Here is a 21,408-nt window from a genome sequence, read left to right as displayed (position 1 = left end):
TTACATCGACCCCTGAATATTCTTCGCTTCCCAATAGTTAAATACCGGACCGTCAATGCAGACATATTGATGACCAATTTGACAATGTCCACACTTGCCCATACCGCATTTCATATGACGTTCAAAGCTGCAATAGATATGGTCGTATTCGATACCTTTTTTGCGCATCTCGTCAATAACGAATCGATACATTACAGGCGGGCCGCACACTGCGCCATAGGTGTGTCGTGCATCAAGTTCCAAATGCTCAAACGGCTTAGTCACAAGACCAACTTCGCCATCCCATGTCTCGTCAGGATGATCTACAGTAAGGTACAGATCAAAGTCTTTGCGATGGCGCCACATCTCAAATTGATCACGAAACATGACTTCAGATGGCGAACGAGAACCATAAATAATGGTAACTTTGCCAAATTCTGAACGTTCGTCATGAATGTTGTTAATGAGCGAGCGCAAAGGCGCAATACCTAAACCGCCAGCTACGAGCAGGATATCATGATGCTTCATGCGCTCAAAAGGAAAGCCACGACCAAACGGCCCGCGAATACCCACAATGTCGCCGCACTGCATTGCATGTAGGGCTTCAGTGAAGCGTCCCGCGCGCCTCACGCACAGCTCAATAAAGCCGCGCTTTGAGGGTGATGAAGAAATGGAAATAGGGGCTTCACCGACACCAAACAGCGACAACTCCACAAATTGACCAGGCTCATGACGAAACGCCTCACGAATGCGCTCGTCAATCAGGCGAAACTCAAAAAGCTTTTCAGTAGGCGTGAGGTCAGTAATAGAGGTAATACGCGCCGGCCAAGGACGATAGGGATTGTTCGCCATGAGTTCTTCGCCCGTAAGAGGCGCCGTCATATTACCAAGTGGGTTTACTTCAACCACGCGTGCTGGTTCTCTAAGCATCATGTTCTGAGCCCTTCTTCTCAAAGAATTCCAACACCCGAATGGGATTAATGTCTGCTTTGCATGCAGAAACACAACGCCCACAGCCAACACATAGCATACGGTCGTAATTAGCTAAGAAGCCATTAAGCTTGTGATACATGCGATGCCGAACGCGCTCTCTTCCGTCGGGTCTGAAGTTGTGACCACCGGCAACCTCCGCAAATTGCGGTGACGTACACGCATCCCAAACGCGATAGCGCTCCCCTTGCGTACCATCAGGTGAGAGCCTATCTTGCAAGTCAAAACAAAAGCAGGTAGGACATACCGCAGCACAAGCCGAACAAGATAAGCAACGACCGCCCAGCTCATCCCAGAATTCATCTTTGTGGAAAGCATCCATGAGCATTGCAACGTCTTGGATGTCAGGGATATCCTGGTTAAACGATGATTGGCGTGTACGCGTTGCTTGCCTAAAATCCGAGCGATCCTCATCGGTTGCCACGCGCGGATTACACGCTGCCTCTAAAATATTTGCCGCCTCTACGCTAGAGATAGACACGAGATACCGATCTCCAATGTCATGCAAAAAAAGATCGTATCCAAAACGCGCCTCATCGGCATCCCATAAATGGCAAAAACAATTATCAGTAGGCAAACAAGACATACCTACCACAAGCGTTGCTTCACGACGAGCGGTGTAATAAGGATCAGGATAGCGACCATCGCGGAATACTTGATCAAGCCTATTGATGGCATTGATATCGCACGCGTGCGCCCCAAAAATGACGCGTGGCGGAATGCACTCAGTATGCTCGGTAATGCAATTATCAACCGCATTAAACGTCATGAGCGTTTCACGCGGTGGCAAGAAGTACTTTTTTAGCGAAGAAGTTGTTATGGAGTAGTCATAAGCTATCTCATCAGGAGATTCTACGACATCAAAAACATATCCGCGACCGCGCTTGACTGGGGCAACCACCTCATACTCTTGCATAAACGCCGACACCAAAGCATCTCTCTCCTCGGCATCAATTACGCGATATAGCACGTTTTGTCCCCCTTCACGCTTCCCTTATAAAAAAACGTCCTGTTCCTGATCATATTCCAATTGCAAACGTTTATGTGCTTACAAAGGAGGATAGCCAGTAAACAGGACGTATTCCTCAAAACTATGTGAGTGCTGCTTGGACTTTATGCCTCTGGGAAGAAGACTGCAATCTCACGTTCGGCTGACGCTACTGAGTCAGAACCATGAATTACATTTTCATCCATAATCAGGCCAAAGTCGCCACGAATTGTGCCGGGGGCCGCTTCAGCAGGATTAGTGGCACCCATGAGTGAGCGGCACTTTGCAACAGCGCCTTCACCAGAAATAACCATCTTCACCACAGGACCTGAAGTGATGTAGGCGATCAATCCCTCATAAAACGGCTTGCCCTCATGCTCGGCATAGTTAGCCTTTGCCTGCTCGGGGGTCACCATGCCCATCTCCATGCGCTCAATGGTCAAGCCAGCACGCTCGAAACGATTCACGATTTCGCCAATGTGACCATTGCGAACGCCATCAGGCTTAATCATGCTATAAGTCTTTTCTACTGCCATTATCTCTTGCCTTTCTCTCCACGGCACGTTTTGTGCCATTATTCCTGACTTGGGAAGTACAGCTCTACGCTGGCAACCTTCCAACCTAGTACGTCACGTACAAGGGAAACTTTATATTGCACCGAACCACCCTCGGGGGTTGTTGCGGTAACAAATACCGTTGAATTGCTCATTGATTTATCCATACCATCAATGGTTGGTGAAGAATCCTGCACCACCGGCTCAACCATAGTTTGAGCGTTTTCCGCGTTAACGTCTTTGCTGAAAACAGTAGTTGGTGCAGCAGCAGGATCAGCAAACAGCTGTTCAACAACTTGTTGCTGCGAAGGATAGCCCCATCCTTGCGAATAGAGGAACACGCCAGCACCCACCAAAAGCACAACAATAAGGATGAGTGTCACGAGAATTTTCAGACCAACATTTCTCCGTTTGCGATCTTGTTTAGCAAGCTGTTTTGCCCACGTTTCAATCTCTTGTTCGGTCGAGTTAAAGAAACGATCTTCGTTGCCAGCAATGGCATATGGATTGCTAGGGTCATATGCTTCAGGATAATAAGGCGCTCCCTGTTGCTCTGCATAGGGATCAACAGCTGCATACATAGGCGTGCCATCAGCAATTACATCTAAACCAGACATATCTGCGCTGCTAGGCGCAACCGCAGGAAGAGCTTGCGTTATTTCGCATGTTCCTTGAGAAACTGCACCAATTGCACGCTGATAATCAACGCTTGCTGAATCCGATAAGAAATAGGTTTTATCAGCAAGTGACGCCTCAAAAGCGCTTACTGCTTTTTGCATTTGGCCACATGCAACATATGCCTGACCCAAATTTGCATACATCTTGTTTGAAGTCTCGGGCTGCATATCAAATTGCAACGCGCTCTCATAAGAGGCAACAGCATCTTGCGGTCTATCAAGAGCCATGAAACAGACGCCCAGGTTCAATAGCGCCTTTGTTGGGTCAGGATTTGACTCATCAAGGGCTGCTTCACGAAAAGCCACACCCGCCTCTGCGCTTTTGCCGATTTTCATAAGCGCGTTGCCCATAGCGCTGTATGCCTTATAAGGAGTAGCATAACGCCTGTCAGATACGGCAATCTCAAAATGGCGAACTGCATCTTCGTAATCATGAAGCGAAGCATACGCCATACCAAGATTGTAGTTAACTGCACCACACGCATCATAAGCTGCATCGGCTGTTGCTTGGGTATATGCCTCAATAGCTTCGGTGGGGTTCTTTAACTTGATCAGGCAATTTCCAATCTGGTGATAGATTTGGCCAATCTCGCCTGGTGCAAACTGGTCGCTCACGTCTTGCAAGCATTCAGTGTAGGCATCAAGCGCAGCTTCATAGTTACCTTGTGTATAAGCTGCTCGTGCCTGCTGGAATAGCTCGTTGTTCATCTGCGTCCTCTGCGTTTCGTTTCAGCTCTGTGCGAAAGTTTACTATTCTGCTTCGTTCTCAATATCAATGCCCAAAATCTCATCGCCAGCGCGGAGCTCTTTGATGACATCAAACCCATCAAGCGTCTGACCAAATACCGTATAGCCAGAATCCAGATTGTGTTGCGGTCCTAAACACAAGTAGAACTGCGAACCACCTGAGTTGGGCATATTAGTGCGAGCCATAGCCAATGCACCATCTTCATGCACATTGTGAGGATTCGTACGATACTCATCAATAATGGTATAGCCAGGACCGCCGGTTCCCAAGCGGCTCATCGGGCTTGCAGCCATGGTGGCCACATCCTCGCGCGTCAAGTCACGCGTGTTCGGATCTCCACCCTGAATAACAAATCCCGGAACATAGCGATGGAACTTAATGCCGTCGTAATAACCTTTTTGAGCCAACTCGACAAAATTTCCAACCGCTACCGGGGCTCCTGCTCCATCAAGCTTAACGCGAACATCGCCTTTATTGGTCTTGATGACAGCTACTTCTTCACCCGTAGGTTGATATTCAGGAGTATAAACGGCCATACGAGGCTCCTTTGCTTTCAATCAACTTGTCTTTTACCGTAGCGCTCTTCGCCTTGTTTTCAAGCGAAGTTAAGTGCAGCAAAAACGCACATATGCACTACATACAAACGAAAAGTATACCAGCCGCACGCTAACTCTGACCAAAAACCGTAGAACATACACGGTATAAGGTTGCCAAGTCGTTGAGCGATTTCAACATAATGCGCATCACCGCCGCACTATATTCGCTCAAATGCACTTACAACTTCAACGTGGTACGTCTGCGGAAAGAGGTCAACTGGCTGCACGCTCGTCAAGCGATAGCCTTCATGCTCAAAACGAGCAACGTCTCGCGCCCAGGTTTGCGGATCACAGCTTACATAGACCACTTTTTGCGGATGTGCAGCTGCAATGCTTTCAACCACGCCATCCGCCAGCCCAGCACGCGGAGGATCCACAATGAGCGCATCCAAGCCACCAAGCTCAGGAAGCTCACGCGCAGCATCGCCACCAATTACTTCAATATCAACGTTATTAATATCGGCATTGCGGCGCATATCACGCACTGACGAACCCGCAGACTCCACCGCAATCACATCTGCGCCTGCGCGTGCAAGTTGTACCGAAAACGTACCGGCACCCGCATAAAGATCTCCGATAAGCATCCCAGATAATCCGCGCGGCGTTTCTCCTTCAAACGTCCCGCCCAATGCATTAACAGCACTGCGTACCAATTGTTCTGCCTGCGCGGTGTTAACCTGGAAAAACGATGGTGCACTAATGGCGAACCGTGCACCTGCCATTTTTTCTGTCCAAAACCCTTTGCCCGCCAAACACTCAACATGCTTTACTTTGCGCGCCTTACCTTCTTCGGCAATTACGCGAACAATGCTTGAACATCCAAGCGCACTGCTCAGCGTTTTTACAACAGCAGCTCGCGGGAAAGCACCAGGTCGGGTCCACAGCGCTACCTCGCATTCGCCAGTACGATTACTATGCCGCACACCCACACGAAACAACCCAAGGTCTTGCGTGCCTTGTAAAAAGCGCAGTGCCCCCTGAAGTGACTTAGGAGTATTTTGAATTTTTTTATGCGCGAGCTTACATGAAGCAATTGGAACGAGATCATGACTTGCATCACCGTACATGCCAAGCAGCAATTTTGCATGCGAATCTTGCGTAACGCCCAATTCGAGCTTATTTCTATACCCCCACTCATCTGGGGAACCTATTACCGGCGCCACTATAAGCTGAGCCACCTCTTTGTCAAAATGCGCCGTACGCGTTAGGGCTGCTATGACGTTTTCGCGTTTCGCCCGAAGCTGCAGGTCGTAGGAAAGGTTTTGCCAACTACAACCTCCACACACCCCCGCATATATACAGGGACTTAATACACGATCAGGCGATGGCTCTATGATTTGTGCAATGCGCGCACGTGCAAACGAAGCCTTTTCGTTTGTGATTTCCAGCTCTACCCTGTCTTCGGGAACACCGTCTTCAACAAATACTGTTTTACCGTTTGCCAGACGCCCAATAGCATCACGACCGTAACTCATACGTTCAAGCGTGATCGTCTCACGTGGTTTATCGGGTGCTTCGTGCTCTATTAATGACTGCGTCATAGTATCCATCCTGTGCCAAGGGTGTTCTCTGCCTTACCTTAGAAATTCTACCGCATAGCTCAGTAAGGTATCGTATAATAAATGGTTATGTGCCCTTGTAGCTCAGGGGATAGAGCGTCTGCCTCCGGAGCAGAAAGTCGCAGGTTCAATTCCTGTCAAGGGCACCATCTCTTTTACCTGATCAGGTGGTATTTGCTTCCTCATGCTTGAGCGCATAACCTTTTATTCAATATCCTCAAGTATTTCACCGGGCTCATCTCCTGCGTCTAAGAATTTTTTACGAGTTACGAAGTTCCACACCATGACAACTGCTGTAGCCACTATTTTCACCAGAAGATAGCTGATCCCGCATAACTCAACACCTATCCACATGCAGCCGTTATTAATCCCTAAGCCAAGTACGGATAGAACAACGAAAATCACGAATTCTTTGCGCCTTGACATGCCTTCTTTATGGCGAAAAACATAACGCATAGAGGCCACGTAGTTAAATACCACTGAAGCGGTAAAAGAAATTGTGGCGCTTACGAGATAATTAATTGACACTACTTCGGTTAGAAAGACCATCAACCCATAATCAATGCAAAAAGCAATCAAACCAACCACGCCAAACTTCATAATTTGCGCTATAAGCTTTTGCATGTCCAACCTTTCAACCTGGTAAATCTTTGAAATTCAAAGGATAATCTGCTTCATTCTAGCGTAATGTTATGCTCTCAAGTAAGATTAAGGCTTCAATCTATGATCCTAAGGAGCAATTCCATGCAAGAGACCGTGAGCTTGCCGCAAGCAACTGTTGCAGTGCTCATACCGTGCTACAACGAAGCCATAACGATCGGCAAAGTTGTTGATGATTTCAAACGCGTTTTACCAAGCGCTACCATATATGTTTACGACAACAATTCTTCCGATGACACCGCAGCCATTGCAAAAGAACATGGGGCGGTTGTGCGTTTTGAATCGCGCCAAGGAAAAGGTAATGTTGTCCGTCAAATGATCCGAGATATAGATGCAGACTATTATATCTTGGTTGATGGCGATGACACCTATCCTGCGGAATCAGCAATTGATCTGCTCAAACCACTTGCGGCTGATCAGGCAGACATGGTAGTAGGCGATCGACTATCAAACGGCTCATACGGCGAAGAAAACAATCGCGCATTTCATGGGTTTGGCAACAATCTCGTACGCCGTCTCATAAAGCTCATTTACGGCTTTCAATTTTCTGATGTCATGACTGGTTATCGCGCGTTTAACGAAGTATTCGCAAAGACGATCCCTGTACTTTCACCGGGATTTGAAATTGAAACCGAGCTTTCCATTCATGCTGTTGATAAACGCTGGCGCATAATTGAGGTTCCTATTGATTACCGCGACAGACCCGCAGGAAGTCAATCCAAACTCAACACGATCTCTGACGGCTCAAAAGTGCTTGCTATGATTTTGTCGCTATTTAAGGATTACCGACCATTAGCGCTTTTCAGTTGGCTGAGTGTCTTTTTTTTAGTCATTGGTTTCATTTTTGGCATCCCGGTTGTTGCTGAGTATTTTCAAACAGGGTTAGTGCCACGCATTCCAACCGCAATCCTGGCTGTTGCATTTGTCTTCATTGGAATTCTGCTCTTTGTGGCGGGACTTATTTTGGATACCGTCGTCAAAGGAACACGTAAACAATATGAGCTGTTAGTGATTCAAGCATATGATGAATATCGCAAGAAAAATAAACTCTAAACAAGCTTTTGATTCACGTCATATAAACAGAAATACAAACCGAAAAGACACCTCATTCTGGGTGTCTTTTCATTGGGGTATATAGTAGCGGAATAGTGGATTTAACAGGCTTTTTGACCACTCTTTACATAAGTATAATTCCGCCAAAAAGATACTACCATGGCTCTATATTACCCCTGTAGTTTACACACTACAGTTTTATTCGTTATTCCCTACCTCAATTATGTTGTTTGCGTATTTGCTTGCTTCCATTGCTTTTCAATGTGCTGCGCCAAGTCTTCCTTATCCTGGTTACTAAACTCATAGCTCACCACTTGCGGCATGCCTTCTGCATCACTTTGTTCTACGCGAACAAAATTGAGAAGAACACTGTCAAACCCTCCGTCTAAAAGCGCATAAGCATAACAACTTGCTTGCAAAAGATGTTTTTGGTGCAATTGCGCTGCATCCTCTTTTGGGCTGCCACCTGTTTTGTAATCAACCACAAAAGCGGTTTTAGCTGCATTATGAAAACACAGTGCATCTATTTCACCTTCCATGTACGCCTCTCCTACACGCACATAAAAAGGCACTTCAGCCTGGTGGTTTTCAAATTCAAGCGTTTGCTTAAATACCGCACTTTTAAAATAAAGATCGCAAGCTCTGCACAAACGCTCGTATCCTACGTCTGACAAACCGTAGCTTTGAGCGATAATTTCACGTCGTGCGCCATCAGGAACCCTACCAGTTTCCATGGCATATTGCGCACACCTATGAAATGCACTACCAAAAAAGGTAGCTAACGTATGCGCATCAAGAGTTCCACTGCAATCACTCAACACACTTTCACGATCGCGCGCCGATTGCAACTCTTCAGGTAAGCCATCTCTCTTGATTGGCGCTTGATCCTCATCAGTTATCTCGTGCGCATCACCAATACATTCGCCATGAGCATGATCAGCAATTGAGGAATATGAAAACACTGGACCACGCTCATACGGAGTGCGCATCCGGCGCGCAAAACCAAGAGGCAACGCCGGAACAACAAACTCATCTGGTTGTTCAGCCGTCAAGTCACTATCAGGTTGTTTTTTATCAAGCTGATCGTCCTCAGGTATGCTCTCCGAAGAGGGTTCCTTGCAAGACGCTTCGCCCTCGCAAGACTGCTCTTGTTCACTAAGCACGGTGCGAATGACTTGCGCAGGTTGTGTTCCACCATACTCATACGTGTCTTTATCAAAGAAAACATCAGTTGCTTCTGTAAGCGCCAAGCGGATATCATCCACCAAAACATCAGCATTATACGTGCCGTCTTTTGCCTTCCATGTTGCATCAAAAGCCACCACCAGCGCTTCACTTGCGCGCGTTAATCCAACATACAGCTTGCGGCGCGCCTCAGCTACATCCTGAACGCTGGCTACCTGCTGGAGCAAATTGAGATACTGGGAAGCATCGTGGGCATATGTGAGGCACTTCTGCGGGGTATCAATTTCATGTGCCTCGCTTAGCATATTGTTGCTCTCTATAAGATACTTCTCTTTACCGTTTTTGAGGTTTTTGGCTAGAGTTGGAAACGCGTCAAGCGTTTTTGCGCTTGCGAGCGAAAGATAAAGACCGTTTTCACCTGGCAAGCATGCAAGCTTTCCAGCTGCCAGACTCTTAGCCTCAAATTCAGCAAGGGCAACAATAGGAAACTCAAGACCCTTTGACGCATGAATAGTCATAATCTTAACAACATCATCGCCAGACCCACTCAGTGAACCCGGAGCCTCTTTTGCACTGCTCAACTCTGCCGCAAACTCCGCCGCCAAAAACGCTGGACCTCCCTGCTTGTCCTGCTCAATTGACTCAATAAGACGCAGTGCCTTCAAAATGTTTGCGCTCTGAGCTTTTCCTGTTGCACCTTGTTGCTCCAAACGCCAAAGCCAACCTGAACGAACAATGACATGAGCAATCACGCGTGAAAACGAAAGCATAGGCATTTCATCTTCAGCTTGGCGAAAAAGACTTATTGCTAAACCAAGCGCACCATCATGTGATTCTTCAGCACGTACAAGACGTGCGAAACCCTTCGCCAAACGCTGTTTATGCATCTGCTGTGTGTCATCATCAAACCGCGAAGCAATGCTTAAGAGTTCATCGGCAGAAAGATTAATCATGTCTGAAGTAAGCACCTCAAAAAGGGCTTCTCCATCAAGCGGATTTACCAGCACTTGAGCAAGACGCTTTACAACACGAACTTCGGGCGCGCTTGCAAACAACGAACCACCTGTGATAATGCACTCAAAACCAGCATCTCGAAGAGCTTGAGCATACATGTGAGCATAGGTCATTTTTCCAAGCAACAAAACCATGTCTCCTGCACGGTGCCCTGCTTCTTGCAATTTGCGCAATTGACAAGCAATCAAACGCGCTTTTTCGGCTCTTGCATCTACAGATTTGTAAATACTTCCTCTTTTGTCTTCGCGCGTCACCATAACAAGGCTGATGCGTGGATCTTCACTGACGTAGCGAGTAGGTCGCTCCAGATGCGGCTCAAGAGACATGAAGCTCTTCCCAAATGAACGCGGTTGGGAAAAAATACAGTCAACAAAAGAAAGAACATCTTGATGACTTCTGAAATTCTTCTTGAGTTCAATATATTTGGCATCAATCTCAGAAGAGCGCATGGTTGCTTTATGGTTTTCGTATACTTGCACATCTGCGCCGCGGAAGCGGTAAATGGACTGTTGCGAATCTCCCACTGTGCAAAGATGTGCACAATTCTCACCTGACATACGCGAGACCATATCAACCTGCAATTGAGAAGTATCCTGAAACTCATCAATCATAACAAGTTTGAAGCGGTTTTCATAACGCTGAGCAATTGCGGGATAGCGCTCAAACAACTCTTGCGTCTTAAGAAGCAAGTCATCATTATCAAGCTTGCCGATCTGACGTTTTTTGGCATCAAGAAGCGCCTTTGTCTGCCTTGCAAGAGAAATAAGCTGCTCCATATAAGGGCGCGCTAAACCAAGCTGTAGCTCGTTATAGAGAAAAGTGGTTTCTGCTTGCCATGTCTCAAAATGCTCCTTTGCAGAACCTGCACCTGCAAGCGAAACCCAGGGAAGCCCCTCAAATAAGGTAGCCACTTTGAGATACTCAGCACGAATAGCATGTAGATCCACCTGAGATGCCGCCCCGCGCGAAAGTTCTGGATGCTCTTGCAAAAAGAACTGACAGGCACCTATGGACTGCTCCATATTTGCACAAGCGGTTGCTACTGTTTTTGTTTGCTTTGCGCCAGAAAGAACTCCCTCCAATGCCTCGCAATTGAGCATATAGCGTTTTACGAGCTCACTTGGTTTAAGCGGTTCTGGTCCAAGCTGAATAGCTTCAAGCCCACTTTTTAGGCTTGCCGCCTGCGAAAGGAGTTCTTGCAATAGCTCCATCACCGATGTGCTATTAAACGAAAACGACTTCGTGCCATATTCAGCAAATAAATCAGCGTATACACCTGCTGCTCTATTGTCTTGCGAGCTAATGAGTTCATTAATAGCGTCATCTCGCATTTCCTGTGCTTCCGCTTCACTCAACAGCGAAAACTCGGGATCAAGCTCTGCTTCAAGCGCATGTGCGCGCAATATTCTCGAACACATACCATGAATGGTTGAAATCCATGCTCCATCAACTTTGAGTGCTTCTTGATTAAGCCCTTCTTGGCGAAGCGTTCGCTTTACACGTGCCTTGATTTCACTTGCAGCCTTTTCAGTAAAGGTGATTGCCAAAATCTCATCAATATCAGAGGCTACCGGTCCAGACTCAGGTAACAAAGCATACGCAATGCGCTGGGTTAAGGTAAACGTCTTTCCTGATCCAGCTCCAGCAGAAATCAACAGCGGTCGATTAACGCACTGTATACTCTCTTTTTGATCTGGTGTACAAGTGCTCAGATTCATCGTTCATCCCTTAACTCACATGACATAACAGGACAATAGGTGCAGACTTTATCGTGCTGAGCACGGAGATGTGGCGAAATCTCACCCTGAAGCATGGATTGAACTGCTTTTTCAATAGCCGCTTCCACATAATCCAGGAGTTCATTAAAGCTTTGAATGTCGTACTCACTCAAAGCCTCACTGGGAACCGCAGCCTTATCTGCTGACAAGCCCAAAAGATCCACTGGTCCAAGTGCATGATGATCAAAGGCTCCAGCAAGAGAATCGGCATCCTTTTTAGCGTTTCCAAATGAGAGATAGAGCGCCCCAACCACATCTAAATTGAGAGCTCTTCGAGCAATTTGCGCATAAACGAGTGATTGTATTTTGCTTGGCAACATCAAATCACATGCTTGCCAAACGCGTGATCCCGCACTCAATTGATATGCACTTCCAATTGAGCTTTTATAATCTATTATTACTGCCTGACCAGCATCGTTAATATCAATCCTGTCAATGCTGCCCCTAAGCATGCACCCTGCATATTCAACTGGCTCAATCCCTCTCATGCCAAAAGCGCACTCAAAATACCGAGGTTGAAAGCCTGGAAGAAGACGCGATTGACGCTCAAGAGAAGAAAGAAGTTTTGTTTTTAAATCATAAAGTTCTAAACGCTCAACTTCGCTTCTTGCAATCAAAGGTCTTTCATGGGGGTCTTTGCTCGCTTCATGCGCAATTTGCTGCTCAAAAAGCTCATCCAATAACTCTTGAGCAATTGAAAGGTTTTCGGGTGTCACACGAGCATGTCCCGATTCTTGAAATGTCTCATAAAATAGCTTAAAGAGCGCATGAGCAAATGTACCTATTTCTTGGGGACCGAAATCTGCATCAATCCCATCTAGACCTAAACGTCGCGACGCAAACCACTTATAAGGACACTCCAAATAGCTCTCAAGCGCTGATGCCGACAAACAAGGAAGTACACCAGCATGTTCATCTTTGCTGTCTGAGTGTACGCGAGGCAAAACTACCAGATCAACGTTTTGGACATGAGGGGTCTTGCGCGACGCATACAACCAACTTCTTTGGGGTTGCATACAGCGCTTCAAAGCTGAGTCCTTACCTTCAAGAGTAAAGAGCTCCGATTGCTTATAGACTTCCTCTTCGGGTTGCATATATGTTACCGCGTCCAAAATAAGCGGCAACCCTGTCTGCTTATTGATTGAAACATCGAAAGCATCAGACGAACGATAACAATCAACCACCTCTTCAAACATCACTGCCGGATAAGCTTCATCAGATGCTTCATCGAACAAAACTCGTTCAAACGTGAGGGTATTACGCGCACTTGAGAGAGCCTGAAAGAAGTTTCTGCGCGCCTCTGTGAGTGCGTCTCTTTCCGCCGAGAGCCCAAACATGCACAAGAGCACATCGGCGCTATCCTCTCTTATTCTTACAGGATATTGGGAGGCACTCAGGTCTCCAATGATTAAAGATGCATATGTACACTCTGCAGCTTGCGCAGTTTGTTCAAGCGTTGTAAAAGCTACATCAGCAACGCTTTGTTCGTTGCTATCAACTAAATTAGTTTGAATAGTATATGGAATCTTACAACGATTGAGTAAATCCCAGTAGTTCTCAGGCTGCCTACCAAGCATGAGACACGTCTCAATAAAAAGCCGAACGCGGGTTATCACCTTTTGCTGCAACGTGACCCATGAATCCGTTTGATCACTACGTTGCTTAAGGAAGTTTTCCACAAAATCGCAGAGACCCCGCCAGTCTTTTTGCTCAAAACAAGCGACAATCTGTTCAGATACTACCGATGCATTTTTTAAATCTGAACATATTTGACTAATCGTAAGTACGCGGTTTAGCCGCCATTGGGCATTTAATTCATGCGCTTTCGCGGGCGAAACCCCCGAAAAGCCGCCTAATAAATAGTCGGTAGGAATTGCACCACTGATGTTGCCGGTACCATAAAAAAGCTCAACGAGATTCCCTAAAGCCTGGCCAAGAGCTGTTTGAGCCACCGTCACCGAATCACTTAGTTGAGATGAAATTCCTTGGTCATAAAGAACAGAAGCAAGATGATCATATAACTGACGAGGGTTTTTCATGCTTACGCATACTGCTGGATGCTCATGCAATAACCCCTTCACCGCTTTATCTTCACCTCGTGCCAATGTAACTGCACGAACTATTGATTGCGCCATAAGCACAGGTGTTGCATAGCGTCCTAAAGGCAACAAAAACTCAATAGCGCCATGAGGTTCTAACGGCTTCTCATTGTTCTTAAAAAGATGGTTGAGCAGACAAGTAAGTTCTTCATTGCGCGCAGCAAGTAAGCTTGCCTGGGTGCACGCGTTCACAAAGCTCACAACATGTGCTTCATTTGCCAAATTCTCAAGAAAGCAACGTTGAGAAAAGGAAAGCTGCTCATCACTTACACATATAACCAATGAAGGACAAGGAGAGGATTTCGCTAATAAATACAACGCCTCATTCATCTCGCACAAATTCTGCCGCACGAGTTCTTGTTGATAGGCAAAAAGGCATTCAAGTATTTCACTTTGTTCAGGAGTAAGCGAGACGCTCCATTGAGGATCTTGAGCACGCTCTAGTAAGTCAACATAGGCCTGACCTATGAGCTTTCCCAATAAGGTGACCATACCATCTGTTGCCTTATGGCCCAAACGACCTGCTACTACTTCCGTAAGAAGGAGAAGCCGAATAAAGGGCGAAACCAACACACGACCATCTCCAAAAAGCTCCCACCTATCTTCAATCCACTCATCAAAAGTGACAACCCTACTTCCAACCTCAGCCTGAGAGTCCACCAATTCCTGATGCAAGAGCGTCTTATACGAAGCGTGCGGCACAAAGACATAGTTCACTGCGCCGGTGGTAAGTTCATGATTCAAAAGTAGTTCTTTGACTGACGTCAAAAGCTCTGTTTGATTTGCAACTGTTTTGGTATTGATTGTAGGCATTTTGGGCACCATGCATCCTTACTTAATAAAACAGGAGAGCTCTACGAAAAGCCATAACTCTATGAATTGCTTATTCTACTCATTATCCGCGTTTTGCTTGTCCCTTTATTGTCCCATGCGATGGCTTTGATTGTTTCCGGCGATTATTTCCCTGAGCACCAGATGAGCGTTGCTTTGTTGGGGAGACCCGCTTTTTTGTATTGCTCGACTTGCTAAAACGACTTGCTTTTTGCGGCTTTGCATGCGCTTGACGTGCGGGTTCTTTGACACGCTGCTTGCGCTTCGCCCGCGCTTTGTATTCCTTTTTTGCCTGTTGTATTTCCGGATCACGCCTATCTTGCGCGCGTATCGCACGAGATTGGGCAATCTTGGTAGCCTCATCCATATTAAAAAACGGAAGCGCTAATTCCTGAATGGTACCCCCCAAATAACGCTCCAAAGAACGAAACTCCAATTCCTGATCTGGCGTTATAAGAGTAAGCGAATTTCCTTTTGCATTTGCTCGTCCCGCTCTACCAATGCGATGCACATAGTCTTGAGCCTGACGCGGCAAATCATAATTAATTACCCAGTCAACATCTTGCACATCAATGCCGCGCGAAAGGACATCAGTTGCCACCAAAACTTCCACTTTACCTTCTGCAAAGGCTGAAAGAGCACGCTGTCGTTGGTTCTGCGAACGATCCGCATGCAGCCGATCAACCGTAATGTGGGCTCTACTTAAGCGGCGAAATATCGTGTCCACACGATTTTTCGTACGCGCGAATACAATAATGCGTTTCCCTGTATGCTCGGAAAGAAAGGCTTGTAAAAAAGGCGGTTTTACATCCTGGGGAAGCAAAAGCTTATATTGTTCAACCTGGTCAGTAGTGCGCGTCTCCGGAGAAACCGACACGCGCTTCGGCTGTCGAGCAAAGACTTCATCCATATCAAAAACCGCGTCTTTAAGTGTTGCTGAAAACAACAACGTTTGCCGAGCTGGTGGTAGCGCTCCCATAATCGTTCTCACGTCTGGCCAAAACCCCATGTCAAGCATGCGATCCGCCTCATCAAGGACCAAAAGCCCCACGCCTGTGAGGCAAACCGCTTTCTGCGACATCAGGTCAAGCAGGCGGCCAGGCGTTGCAATTAGCACATCAACCCCACGCTTAATCTGGGCCTTTTGTGGCTTGTCAGACACTCCCCCAACCGCAACAACAACACGATGATGCGTTGACTTCGCAATCACTTGACACACCTCAGCAATCTGAAATGCCAGCTCACGCGTTGGTGTCACTATCAAAATGCTTGGTTTAGAACCCTTTATTGCAGGATATGCATCTAGGGCAGGCAAAGCAAAAGCCGCGGTCTTACCCGACCCAGTCTTTGCTTCTGCCATAACATCTTCACCTGCCAGCACATACGGAATTGCTTGTGTTTGCACAGGAGTCGGTTGGGTATATCCGAGAGAGTCACATGCCTTTAGCACAGAGTCGGATAACCCTAAGTTCTTAAATTGATTAGCGCACATGGGCCGGCTTTCTACCCCAATAAAACTTGAGGAAATGTTTGCGAAAAATAGGATCTGTTTCATCTTTAGGATGCGCTGCGAGTTCCATGGAAACCGCAGCAATATCACGCGCGGCATTTGGTTTTCGCAAATATGAGCCGTTGATGAGCATTGCTTTACCCATCTCGGGGTTGTAAGCATAATGGCGAAGCGTATCAAGCAGCTCGCGCGCGGTTGTTACATGGAGTGCCGCACCGCTTCCGGTCAGCATGTTGACGTTGGCCTTCTCTTGGCCATATGCCTTACCCAACAAGATCATCGGCGCCTTAGCACATAAGCACTCTGTAACTGTAAGACCTCCTGATTTACAGATCACCAGATCACTTGCGGCCATCAGGGCAGCCATATCTTCAACATAGTTAAATATTGTGACATTTGTCAGCCCTAATTCGCGACATTGCGTCTGCAGATGACGTGCATATTCTTTATCTTGACCAGCAACAAAAACAAAATGGAGTGTCGGATCAAATAGATGCAAGTACGGCAGTGTTTTATCAAGCGCCGCACGAAAATGCACATAAGGTCGCGGAAGGTAGGCACCCGCCAAAGCTAGAACAATATTCTTGTCCTGAGGAAGCTCATAGGTTTCGCGAATCTTGTCACGATCCAACTCTCGACGAAAATCTTCGCGCGTTGGAATGCCAGTTATCAAAATGCGCTCTTCAGGAATCTTTCTTGGACGAAGCGTTTCGGCCATAAACTCATTAGCAACACAAAAAATATCACAGGAGAGTTGAGGCCATAGACCTTCTGTCTCATAATCAGTTGGCACCGCAATAATAGGGAAACGCAGACCAGTTAGCATTCGCGCCGACACCGCAGCGTTTGCCGCTGTAATATGCGTGCAAATAATTGCAACCGGCTTTCGCATGCGTACATACTCAGTAAACGGAGCATACATAATGCGCGACCAGATAGTACCACCTGACCAAAGGATTCTGCCCGTTAGCGTGTATCGCCAGGTTAAATCATAAATTGGACGAGTGGCTCCTGTAAAAAGCGACGCGGTCTTGTTGCCATCAAAAACAACACGACCAAAGTCAAGAATATCAATTACCTCTATTTCAGCTTCGCGCAAAAGATTGTCAGCTTCAATATCCCCTGTTACGGTGTCAACCTTTTTGGAACACAATTCTTCTTGTTGTAATTTAAGTGCTTGCGCAATTGCATTAGCCGCACTCCGGTGACCTGAGCCAACCGATGCATGAGCAACAATGACAAGTGGCTTTTCGCATGATGAATCAGACGCTATTTGAGCGAGTGATTCTTCGTGATCAGTACCAGCTGTCTCACTTGTTAATACGGCATGTTGTTCTTCGTGTGATGAATTAGTCATAGACTAATAATAACCTAGTGCACTGCCGTCTGCTCCGCCGTAACTACACACCCGCAAAAAGAGCGCAAAATAATTCTTGCATTACTGCGCATGCTTTGCGATAATATTACAGCTGCGTTCAAGAGAGCAGCCTTTGTCCCCATAGTCTAGAGGTCAGGACGCGGCCCTTTCAAGGCTGAGACACGAGTTCGATTCTCGTTGGGGGCACCATCTGTGACCAGGGCAAACAAACTGTTTGCCCTGTTTTCTTTTCAAGGCCTTCATTCGCAGAAAACCCTCCCCCCTACCAATCTATATTGTCCTTTTGGCGAAAGCGCACAAAAAGTCTTCACAATAAGCGGTAATGTTATATCGCTGCTAGAGGGAAGGAAACGGCATGCGTATTGCAGTAGCCAGTGATGGCTTGAATGTATCTGTGCATAGCGGACGATGTGCAAGTTATATGTGCTATACCGTAGAGCGTGGCGTAATTACAGAATGTCAGAATCTCCCTAACCCTTGTTTGCCGCCCGCATCTACTGCAGAACTCCTTGCATCGCTTGGTATTGATCTCTTTTTTGTTAGCACCGTTGATCCCAATATCCAACGAGCGCTTGAGCAATCAGGTATTGAAGTTGTCAGCGGCATGAGTGGATCAGCACGAGAATCTGTAGAGCATTTCATTACTGATATGATGAATGGATCAACTGCCTTTGAAGACGAGACCGACTGTCACAGTGTAATCAACTAGTTATTCAGTCAGTTCCCAAAACACAAGAGCAACCCATACCGTGAGTTGCCCAACAAAAAAGGTTGCCGAAGCAACCTTTTTAATTATCACAAGTACTCAAAAGAGACAAAGTGTTTAAAGAGCTTTCTTTGCAACCTCAACAAGTGCTGCAAAAGCTGTCGGATCATTTACTGCCATATCAGCCAAAACCTTACGGTCAAGCTCAACACCAGCCTTCTTCAAGCCATTCATGAATACTGAATAGCTCATACCATTAATGCGAGCGGCAGCATTAATGCGAGTAATCCACAGACGACGGATCTCACGCTTCTTGTTGCGGCGATCACGATATACGTACTGCAAAGAGTGCTGCATCTGCTCTTTCGCTGCACGATAAGAGCGAGACTTTGCGCCATAGTAACCCTTGGCGCGAGTAAGGACGGTACGGCGCTTCTTATGTGCGCTCACTGCACGTTTTACACGAGGCATTTCGTATCAGAGCTCCTTTGAAATTCTAGCGAAGGCCAAGGTTGCGAGCGATGACCTTTTGGTCAGCCTGAGCAACTTCGGTCTCGTGACGGAAATTACGCTTACGCTTCGGGCTTTTCTTGGTGAGAATGTGGCTCTTGTAAGCCTTTGCACGCATGATTTTGCCGGAGCCAGTAACGCGGAAACGCTTTGCAGTACCGCGATGAGTCTTCATTTTAGGCATTATCCTGTGTCCTTTCTTCCTTACTCGATTCGTCCTTTTTCTTTTTAGCCGCTGTAGGCAGCGGGGCAATCAACATATGCATGTTGCGGCCTTCCATCTTTGGCTGCGACTCAATAACTGCCATGTCTTTCAAGTCATCTGCCAATCGTTCTAGGATGGTGAGACCTTGCTCGGGATGAGCCATTTCACGACCACGGAACATGATGGTGATTTTGACTTTGTTCCCAGCATCAAGAAAACGAAGTACATGCTTTTTCTTGGTTGTGTAATCACCCACATCAATTTTCGGGCGAAACTTCATTTCCTTGGTTTCAATTTTACTTTGGTTCTTGCGAGCCTGCTTTGCCTTAATGGCCTGGTCGTACTTAAACTTACCGTAATCCATGATGCGACATACAGGCGGATCAGCATTTGGCGCAATCTCAACGAGATCTAAACCCTCATCATCAGCAATACGCTGAGCTTGAACGGTGGGATAGATGCCCATTTGAGTTCCGTCAAAACCAATCAGTCGGCACTCGCGAACAGAAATCTGTTCATTGAGCCGAGGTTCTTGAGCAGCTATTGCGCTCACCTTCCTTTCTTGTGTGCTTGCGCACAAAATAAAAAACCCGCTGCTTTGACACATACGGGACTTCACATAAGACAATGCTTATATTGAGTAAACCCATCAGCAGCCAAAGCGCCGAACCAGGTGGAGGTATGCACCTCACTTCTGTTCACAAGACAGAAATTGTATCACTTTGCAAATATGTTGCAAGTACTTCGCTGTGATTGTTTTGCGAAAAGACGCACCGCATCCATAGAAAGCGTTCGCAATTTTCATTGCAGCATACCAATAATGCGTTCACTATTTCATGACAAATCTCCTAAGCGCAGACTTTCCACTCAGAAAGCAGGTAGGCTCAACAGTATAGACTTCGCGTACGTTTTAATCGCAAGGAGCTTCAAGTATGAAAAAGCACATTGTCGGCAATGTAAGTTGGATTGGATATCTTGATTGGGAGCTCAAACACTTTCATGGCGAAGACTACACCATTGAGCACGGTTCAAGCCAAAATGCGTATTTAGTTCAAGAAGAAAAAACGGTATTGATTGACACCGTTTGGATTCCTCATCGTTTTGACTTTATTGAAAACCTTGAAGCGGAAATAGATCTCTCTTCTATTGACTACATTGTTGCCCATCACGGCGAGTGCGACCATTCGGGTGCGCTTGCAGCGCTGATGGAGCGCATACCCAATGTTCCTATTTATTGCACCGCAAACGCCGTTAAGTCCCTTGAAGGCCAATATGGTAAACGAAACTGGAATTTTCATATTGTCAAATCAGGTGACACCCTCGATGTTGGCAACGGCAAGCAACTCATCTTTATTGAAATGCCCATGATGCATTGGCCGGATTCACTCGCAAGCTTTTTGACCGGCGACAATGTGTTGTTTTCCATGGATGCTTTCGGTCAACATTTTGCCGTAGAAGAGCTCTTTAACGACCGAGCAAATCAACCGCTTTTACACTACGAAGCGCTCAAATACTATGTAAACATCTTGAACCCCTATGCTCAAAACGTAAAACGCAAACTTGCTGAACTTGATAAGCTTCAGCTCCCCATTGCCTATATTGCTCCTTCTCATGGTGTTGTCTGGCGCGATAATCCTCTTCAAATTGTTGCTGATTATGCCTTGTGGTCAGATGCCTACCAAGAGGACATGGTCTGCGTGTGCTATGCCACCATGTGGAATGGCACCAAAATGCTTGCTCATGCAATTGCCGATGAAATAGCGCGTGTTAGCCCGCAAACCAACGTGGTGGTACACAACATTGAGACTGATGACAAAAACGATGTAATGGTTGACGTTTTTCGCTCAAAAGCGCTTGCTCTTGGATCTCCCACCGTTGTCAACGATATTCTTTCTGGTGCATCTGGATGGCTAACATTCCTCAAATCGCTCAAGTTCAAGAACAAGCGAGCCGCAGCATTTGGCTGCTATGGATGGAGTGGTGAAGGCACGCAGATCCTTCAAGAAAGATTGCGCGATGCTGGCTTTACCGTGAGCGATAACGCATTGCGCGTGAATTGGAATCCACAAGAGAGTGACTATGCAGAAATACCTGCGTTTGTTGCTGATCTTTTGGAGATAGACACAACAACCCCTCTTCAAGAACAGGAGAAACCGACTATGCAGAAATATGTTTGTGATGTATGCGGCTTTATCTACGATCCCGAATTAGGAGATCCTGATGGTGGTATTGAACCTGGTACCACTTTTGAGGATATCCCCGAGGATTGGGTTTGCCCCGTTTGTGGCGTTGGCAAAGATATGTTCTCACTTTACGAAGAATAACGCTTTGTAATTCAAAAGAGCATTAATGAGCTTCGGCTTAAGTCAAAAAAATGCCGTCTTATTA

Annotated in this window: 17 protein-coding genes and 2 tRNA genes; 5 read left to right on the top strand and 14 right to left on the bottom strand. The window is 46.5% G+C overall.

Annotated elements, in window-relative coordinates:
• From NFR28_RS05325 to rlmD, 6 genes are all read right to left on the bottom strand, one after another.
• Complete coding sequence (locus NFR28_RS05325; protein WP_251178787.1) at window positions 1-912, bottom strand: FAD/NAD(P)-binding protein; 912 nt, start codon at window positions 910-912, stop codon at window positions 1-3.
• A complete protein-coding gene (locus tag NFR28_RS05320) occupies window positions 902-1,939 on the bottom strand; it encodes a 4Fe-4S dicluster domain-containing protein (RefSeq protein ID WP_251178786.1) in 1,038 nt (345 codons plus the stop codon). Before NFR28_RS05320 ends, NFR28_RS05325 begins: the two co-directional genes overlap by 11 nt.
• A 143-nt stretch (window positions 1,940-2,082) precedes the next feature.
• On the bottom strand, window positions 2,083-2,493 hold the full coding sequence (gene ndk / locus NFR28_RS05315) for a nucleoside-diphosphate kinase (protein ID WP_251178785.1): 411 nt from the start codon (window positions 2,491-2,493) through the stop codon (window positions 2,083-2,085).
• Between the two features lie 38 nt (window positions 2,494-2,531).
• On the bottom strand, window positions 2,532-3,896 hold the full coding sequence (locus tag NFR28_RS05310) for a tetratricopeptide repeat protein (RefSeq protein WP_251178784.1): 1,365 nt from the start codon (window positions 3,894-3,896) through the stop codon (window positions 2,532-2,534).
• Window positions 3,897-3,938: 42 nt separating this feature from the next.
• A complete protein-coding gene (locus NFR28_RS05305; protein WP_251178783.1) occupies window positions 3,939-4,472 on the bottom strand; it encodes a peptidylprolyl isomerase in 534 nt (177 codons plus the stop codon).
• A gap of 218 nt (window positions 4,473-4,690) precedes the next feature.
• Entirely contained in the window at window positions 4,691-6,073 is a 1,383-nt protein-coding gene (rlmD, locus tag NFR28_RS05300; RefSeq protein WP_251178782.1) for a 23S rRNA (uracil(1939)-C(5))-methyltransferase RlmD, read from the bottom strand.
• Between the two features lie 91 nt (window positions 6,074-6,164).
• On the opposite strand from rlmD, the gene NFR28_RS05295 reads away from it, so the two are divergent.
• Window positions 6,165-6,240 (top strand) — tRNA-Arg (locus NFR28_RS05295).
• 55 nt (window positions 6,241-6,295) lie between these two features.
• On the opposite strand, the gene NFR28_RS05290 is transcribed toward NFR28_RS05295, so the two are convergent.
• Window positions 6,296-6,715, bottom strand: coding sequence for a GtrA family protein (locus NFR28_RS05290; RefSeq protein WP_251178781.1), 420 nt, complete (start codon window positions 6,713-6,715; stop codon window positions 6,296-6,298).
• Window positions 6,716-6,835: 120 nt separating this feature from the next.
• On the opposite strand from NFR28_RS05290, the gene NFR28_RS05285 reads away from it, so the two are divergent.
• Complete coding sequence (locus NFR28_RS05285) at window positions 6,836-7,804, top strand: glycosyltransferase family 2 protein (protein WP_251178780.1); 969 nt, start codon at window positions 6,836-6,838, stop codon at window positions 7,802-7,804.
• Between the two features lie 221 nt (window positions 7,805-8,025).
• Here the strand turns inward: NFR28_RS05285 and NFR28_RS05280 are convergent, their stop codons facing one another.
• The 4 genes from NFR28_RS05280 to NFR28_RS05265 form a co-directional block, all read right to left on the bottom strand.
• A complete protein-coding gene (locus tag NFR28_RS05280; protein WP_251178779.1) occupies window positions 8,026-11,721 on the bottom strand; it encodes a UvrD-helicase domain-containing protein in 3,696 nt (1,231 codons plus the stop codon).
• Window positions 11,718-14,693 carry a PD-(D/E)XK nuclease family protein gene (locus tag NFR28_RS05275; protein WP_251178778.1) on the bottom strand — a complete coding sequence of 992 codons (2,976 nt, stop codon included), beginning with the start codon at window positions 14,691-14,693 and terminating at the stop codon, window positions 11,718-11,720. Before NFR28_RS05275 ends, NFR28_RS05280 begins: the two co-directional genes overlap by 4 nt.
• Before the next feature lie 82 nt (window positions 14,694-14,775).
• Complete coding sequence (locus tag NFR28_RS05270) at window positions 14,776-16,203, bottom strand: DEAD/DEAH box helicase (protein WP_251178777.1); 1,428 nt, start codon at window positions 16,201-16,203, stop codon at window positions 14,776-14,778.
• Window positions 16,193-17,578 (bottom strand): glycosyltransferase, encoded by a 1,386-nt coding sequence (locus tag NFR28_RS05265; RefSeq protein ID WP_251178776.1) that lies wholly within the window; start codon window positions 17,576-17,578, stop codon window positions 16,193-16,195. Before NFR28_RS05265 ends, NFR28_RS05270 begins: the two co-directional genes overlap by 11 nt.
• A 135-nt stretch (window positions 17,579-17,713) precedes the next feature.
• On the opposite strand from NFR28_RS05265, the gene NFR28_RS05260 reads away from it, so the two are divergent.
• Together NFR28_RS05260 and NFR28_RS05255 are read left to right on the top strand one after the other, a co-directional pair.
• Window positions 17,714-17,788 (top strand) — tRNA-Glu (locus NFR28_RS05260).
• Between the two features lie 166 nt (window positions 17,789-17,954).
• Window positions 17,955-18,308: a NifB/NifX family molybdenum-iron cluster-binding protein gene (locus tag NFR28_RS05255; RefSeq protein WP_251178775.1), complete on the top strand. Its 354-nt coding sequence runs from the start codon at window positions 17,955-17,957 to the stop codon at window positions 18,306-18,308.
• A gap of 114 nt (window positions 18,309-18,422) precedes the next feature.
• Here NFR28_RS05255 and rplT read toward each other — a convergent pair whose 3' ends face one another.
• From rplT to infC, 3 genes are read right to left on the bottom strand one after another with little or no spacing between them, the layout of a single operon-like run.
• Window positions 18,423-18,776 carry a 50S ribosomal protein L20 gene (rplT, locus tag NFR28_RS05250; protein ID WP_251178774.1) on the bottom strand — a complete coding sequence of 118 codons (354 nt, stop codon included), beginning with the start codon at window positions 18,774-18,776 and terminating at the stop codon, window positions 18,423-18,425.
• A gap of 25 nt (window positions 18,777-18,801) precedes the next feature.
• A complete protein-coding gene (gene rpmI, locus NFR28_RS05245) occupies window positions 18,802-18,999 on the bottom strand; it encodes a 50S ribosomal protein L35 (RefSeq protein ID WP_120361267.1) in 198 nt (65 codons plus the stop codon).
• The gene (infC, locus tag NFR28_RS05240; protein ID WP_251178773.1) at window positions 18,992-19,573 is read right to left on the bottom strand and encodes a translation initiation factor IF-3; all 582 of its coding nucleotides are present in this window, start codon (window positions 19,571-19,573) and stop codon (window positions 18,992-18,994) included. The genes rpmI and infC overlap by 8 nt, the downstream gene beginning before the upstream one ends.
• A gap of 379 nt (window positions 19,574-19,952) precedes the next feature.
• Here infC and rd point away from each other — a divergent pair, with 379 nt between their 5' ends.
• Window positions 19,953-21,344 (top strand): rubredoxin, encoded by a 1,392-nt coding sequence (gene rd, locus NFR28_RS05235; protein ID WP_338025906.1) that lies wholly within the window; start codon window positions 19,953-19,955, stop codon window positions 21,342-21,344.
• Window positions 21,345-21,408: the final 64 nt, after the last annotated feature.

The organism is Adlercreutzia agrestimuris, assembly GCF_943193125.1.
Taxonomy (GTDB): domain Bacteria; phylum Actinomycetota; class Coriobacteriia; order Coriobacteriales; family Eggerthellaceae; genus Xiamenia; species Xiamenia agrestimuris.
This window is presented reverse-complemented; position numbering and strand designations above follow the sequence as displayed.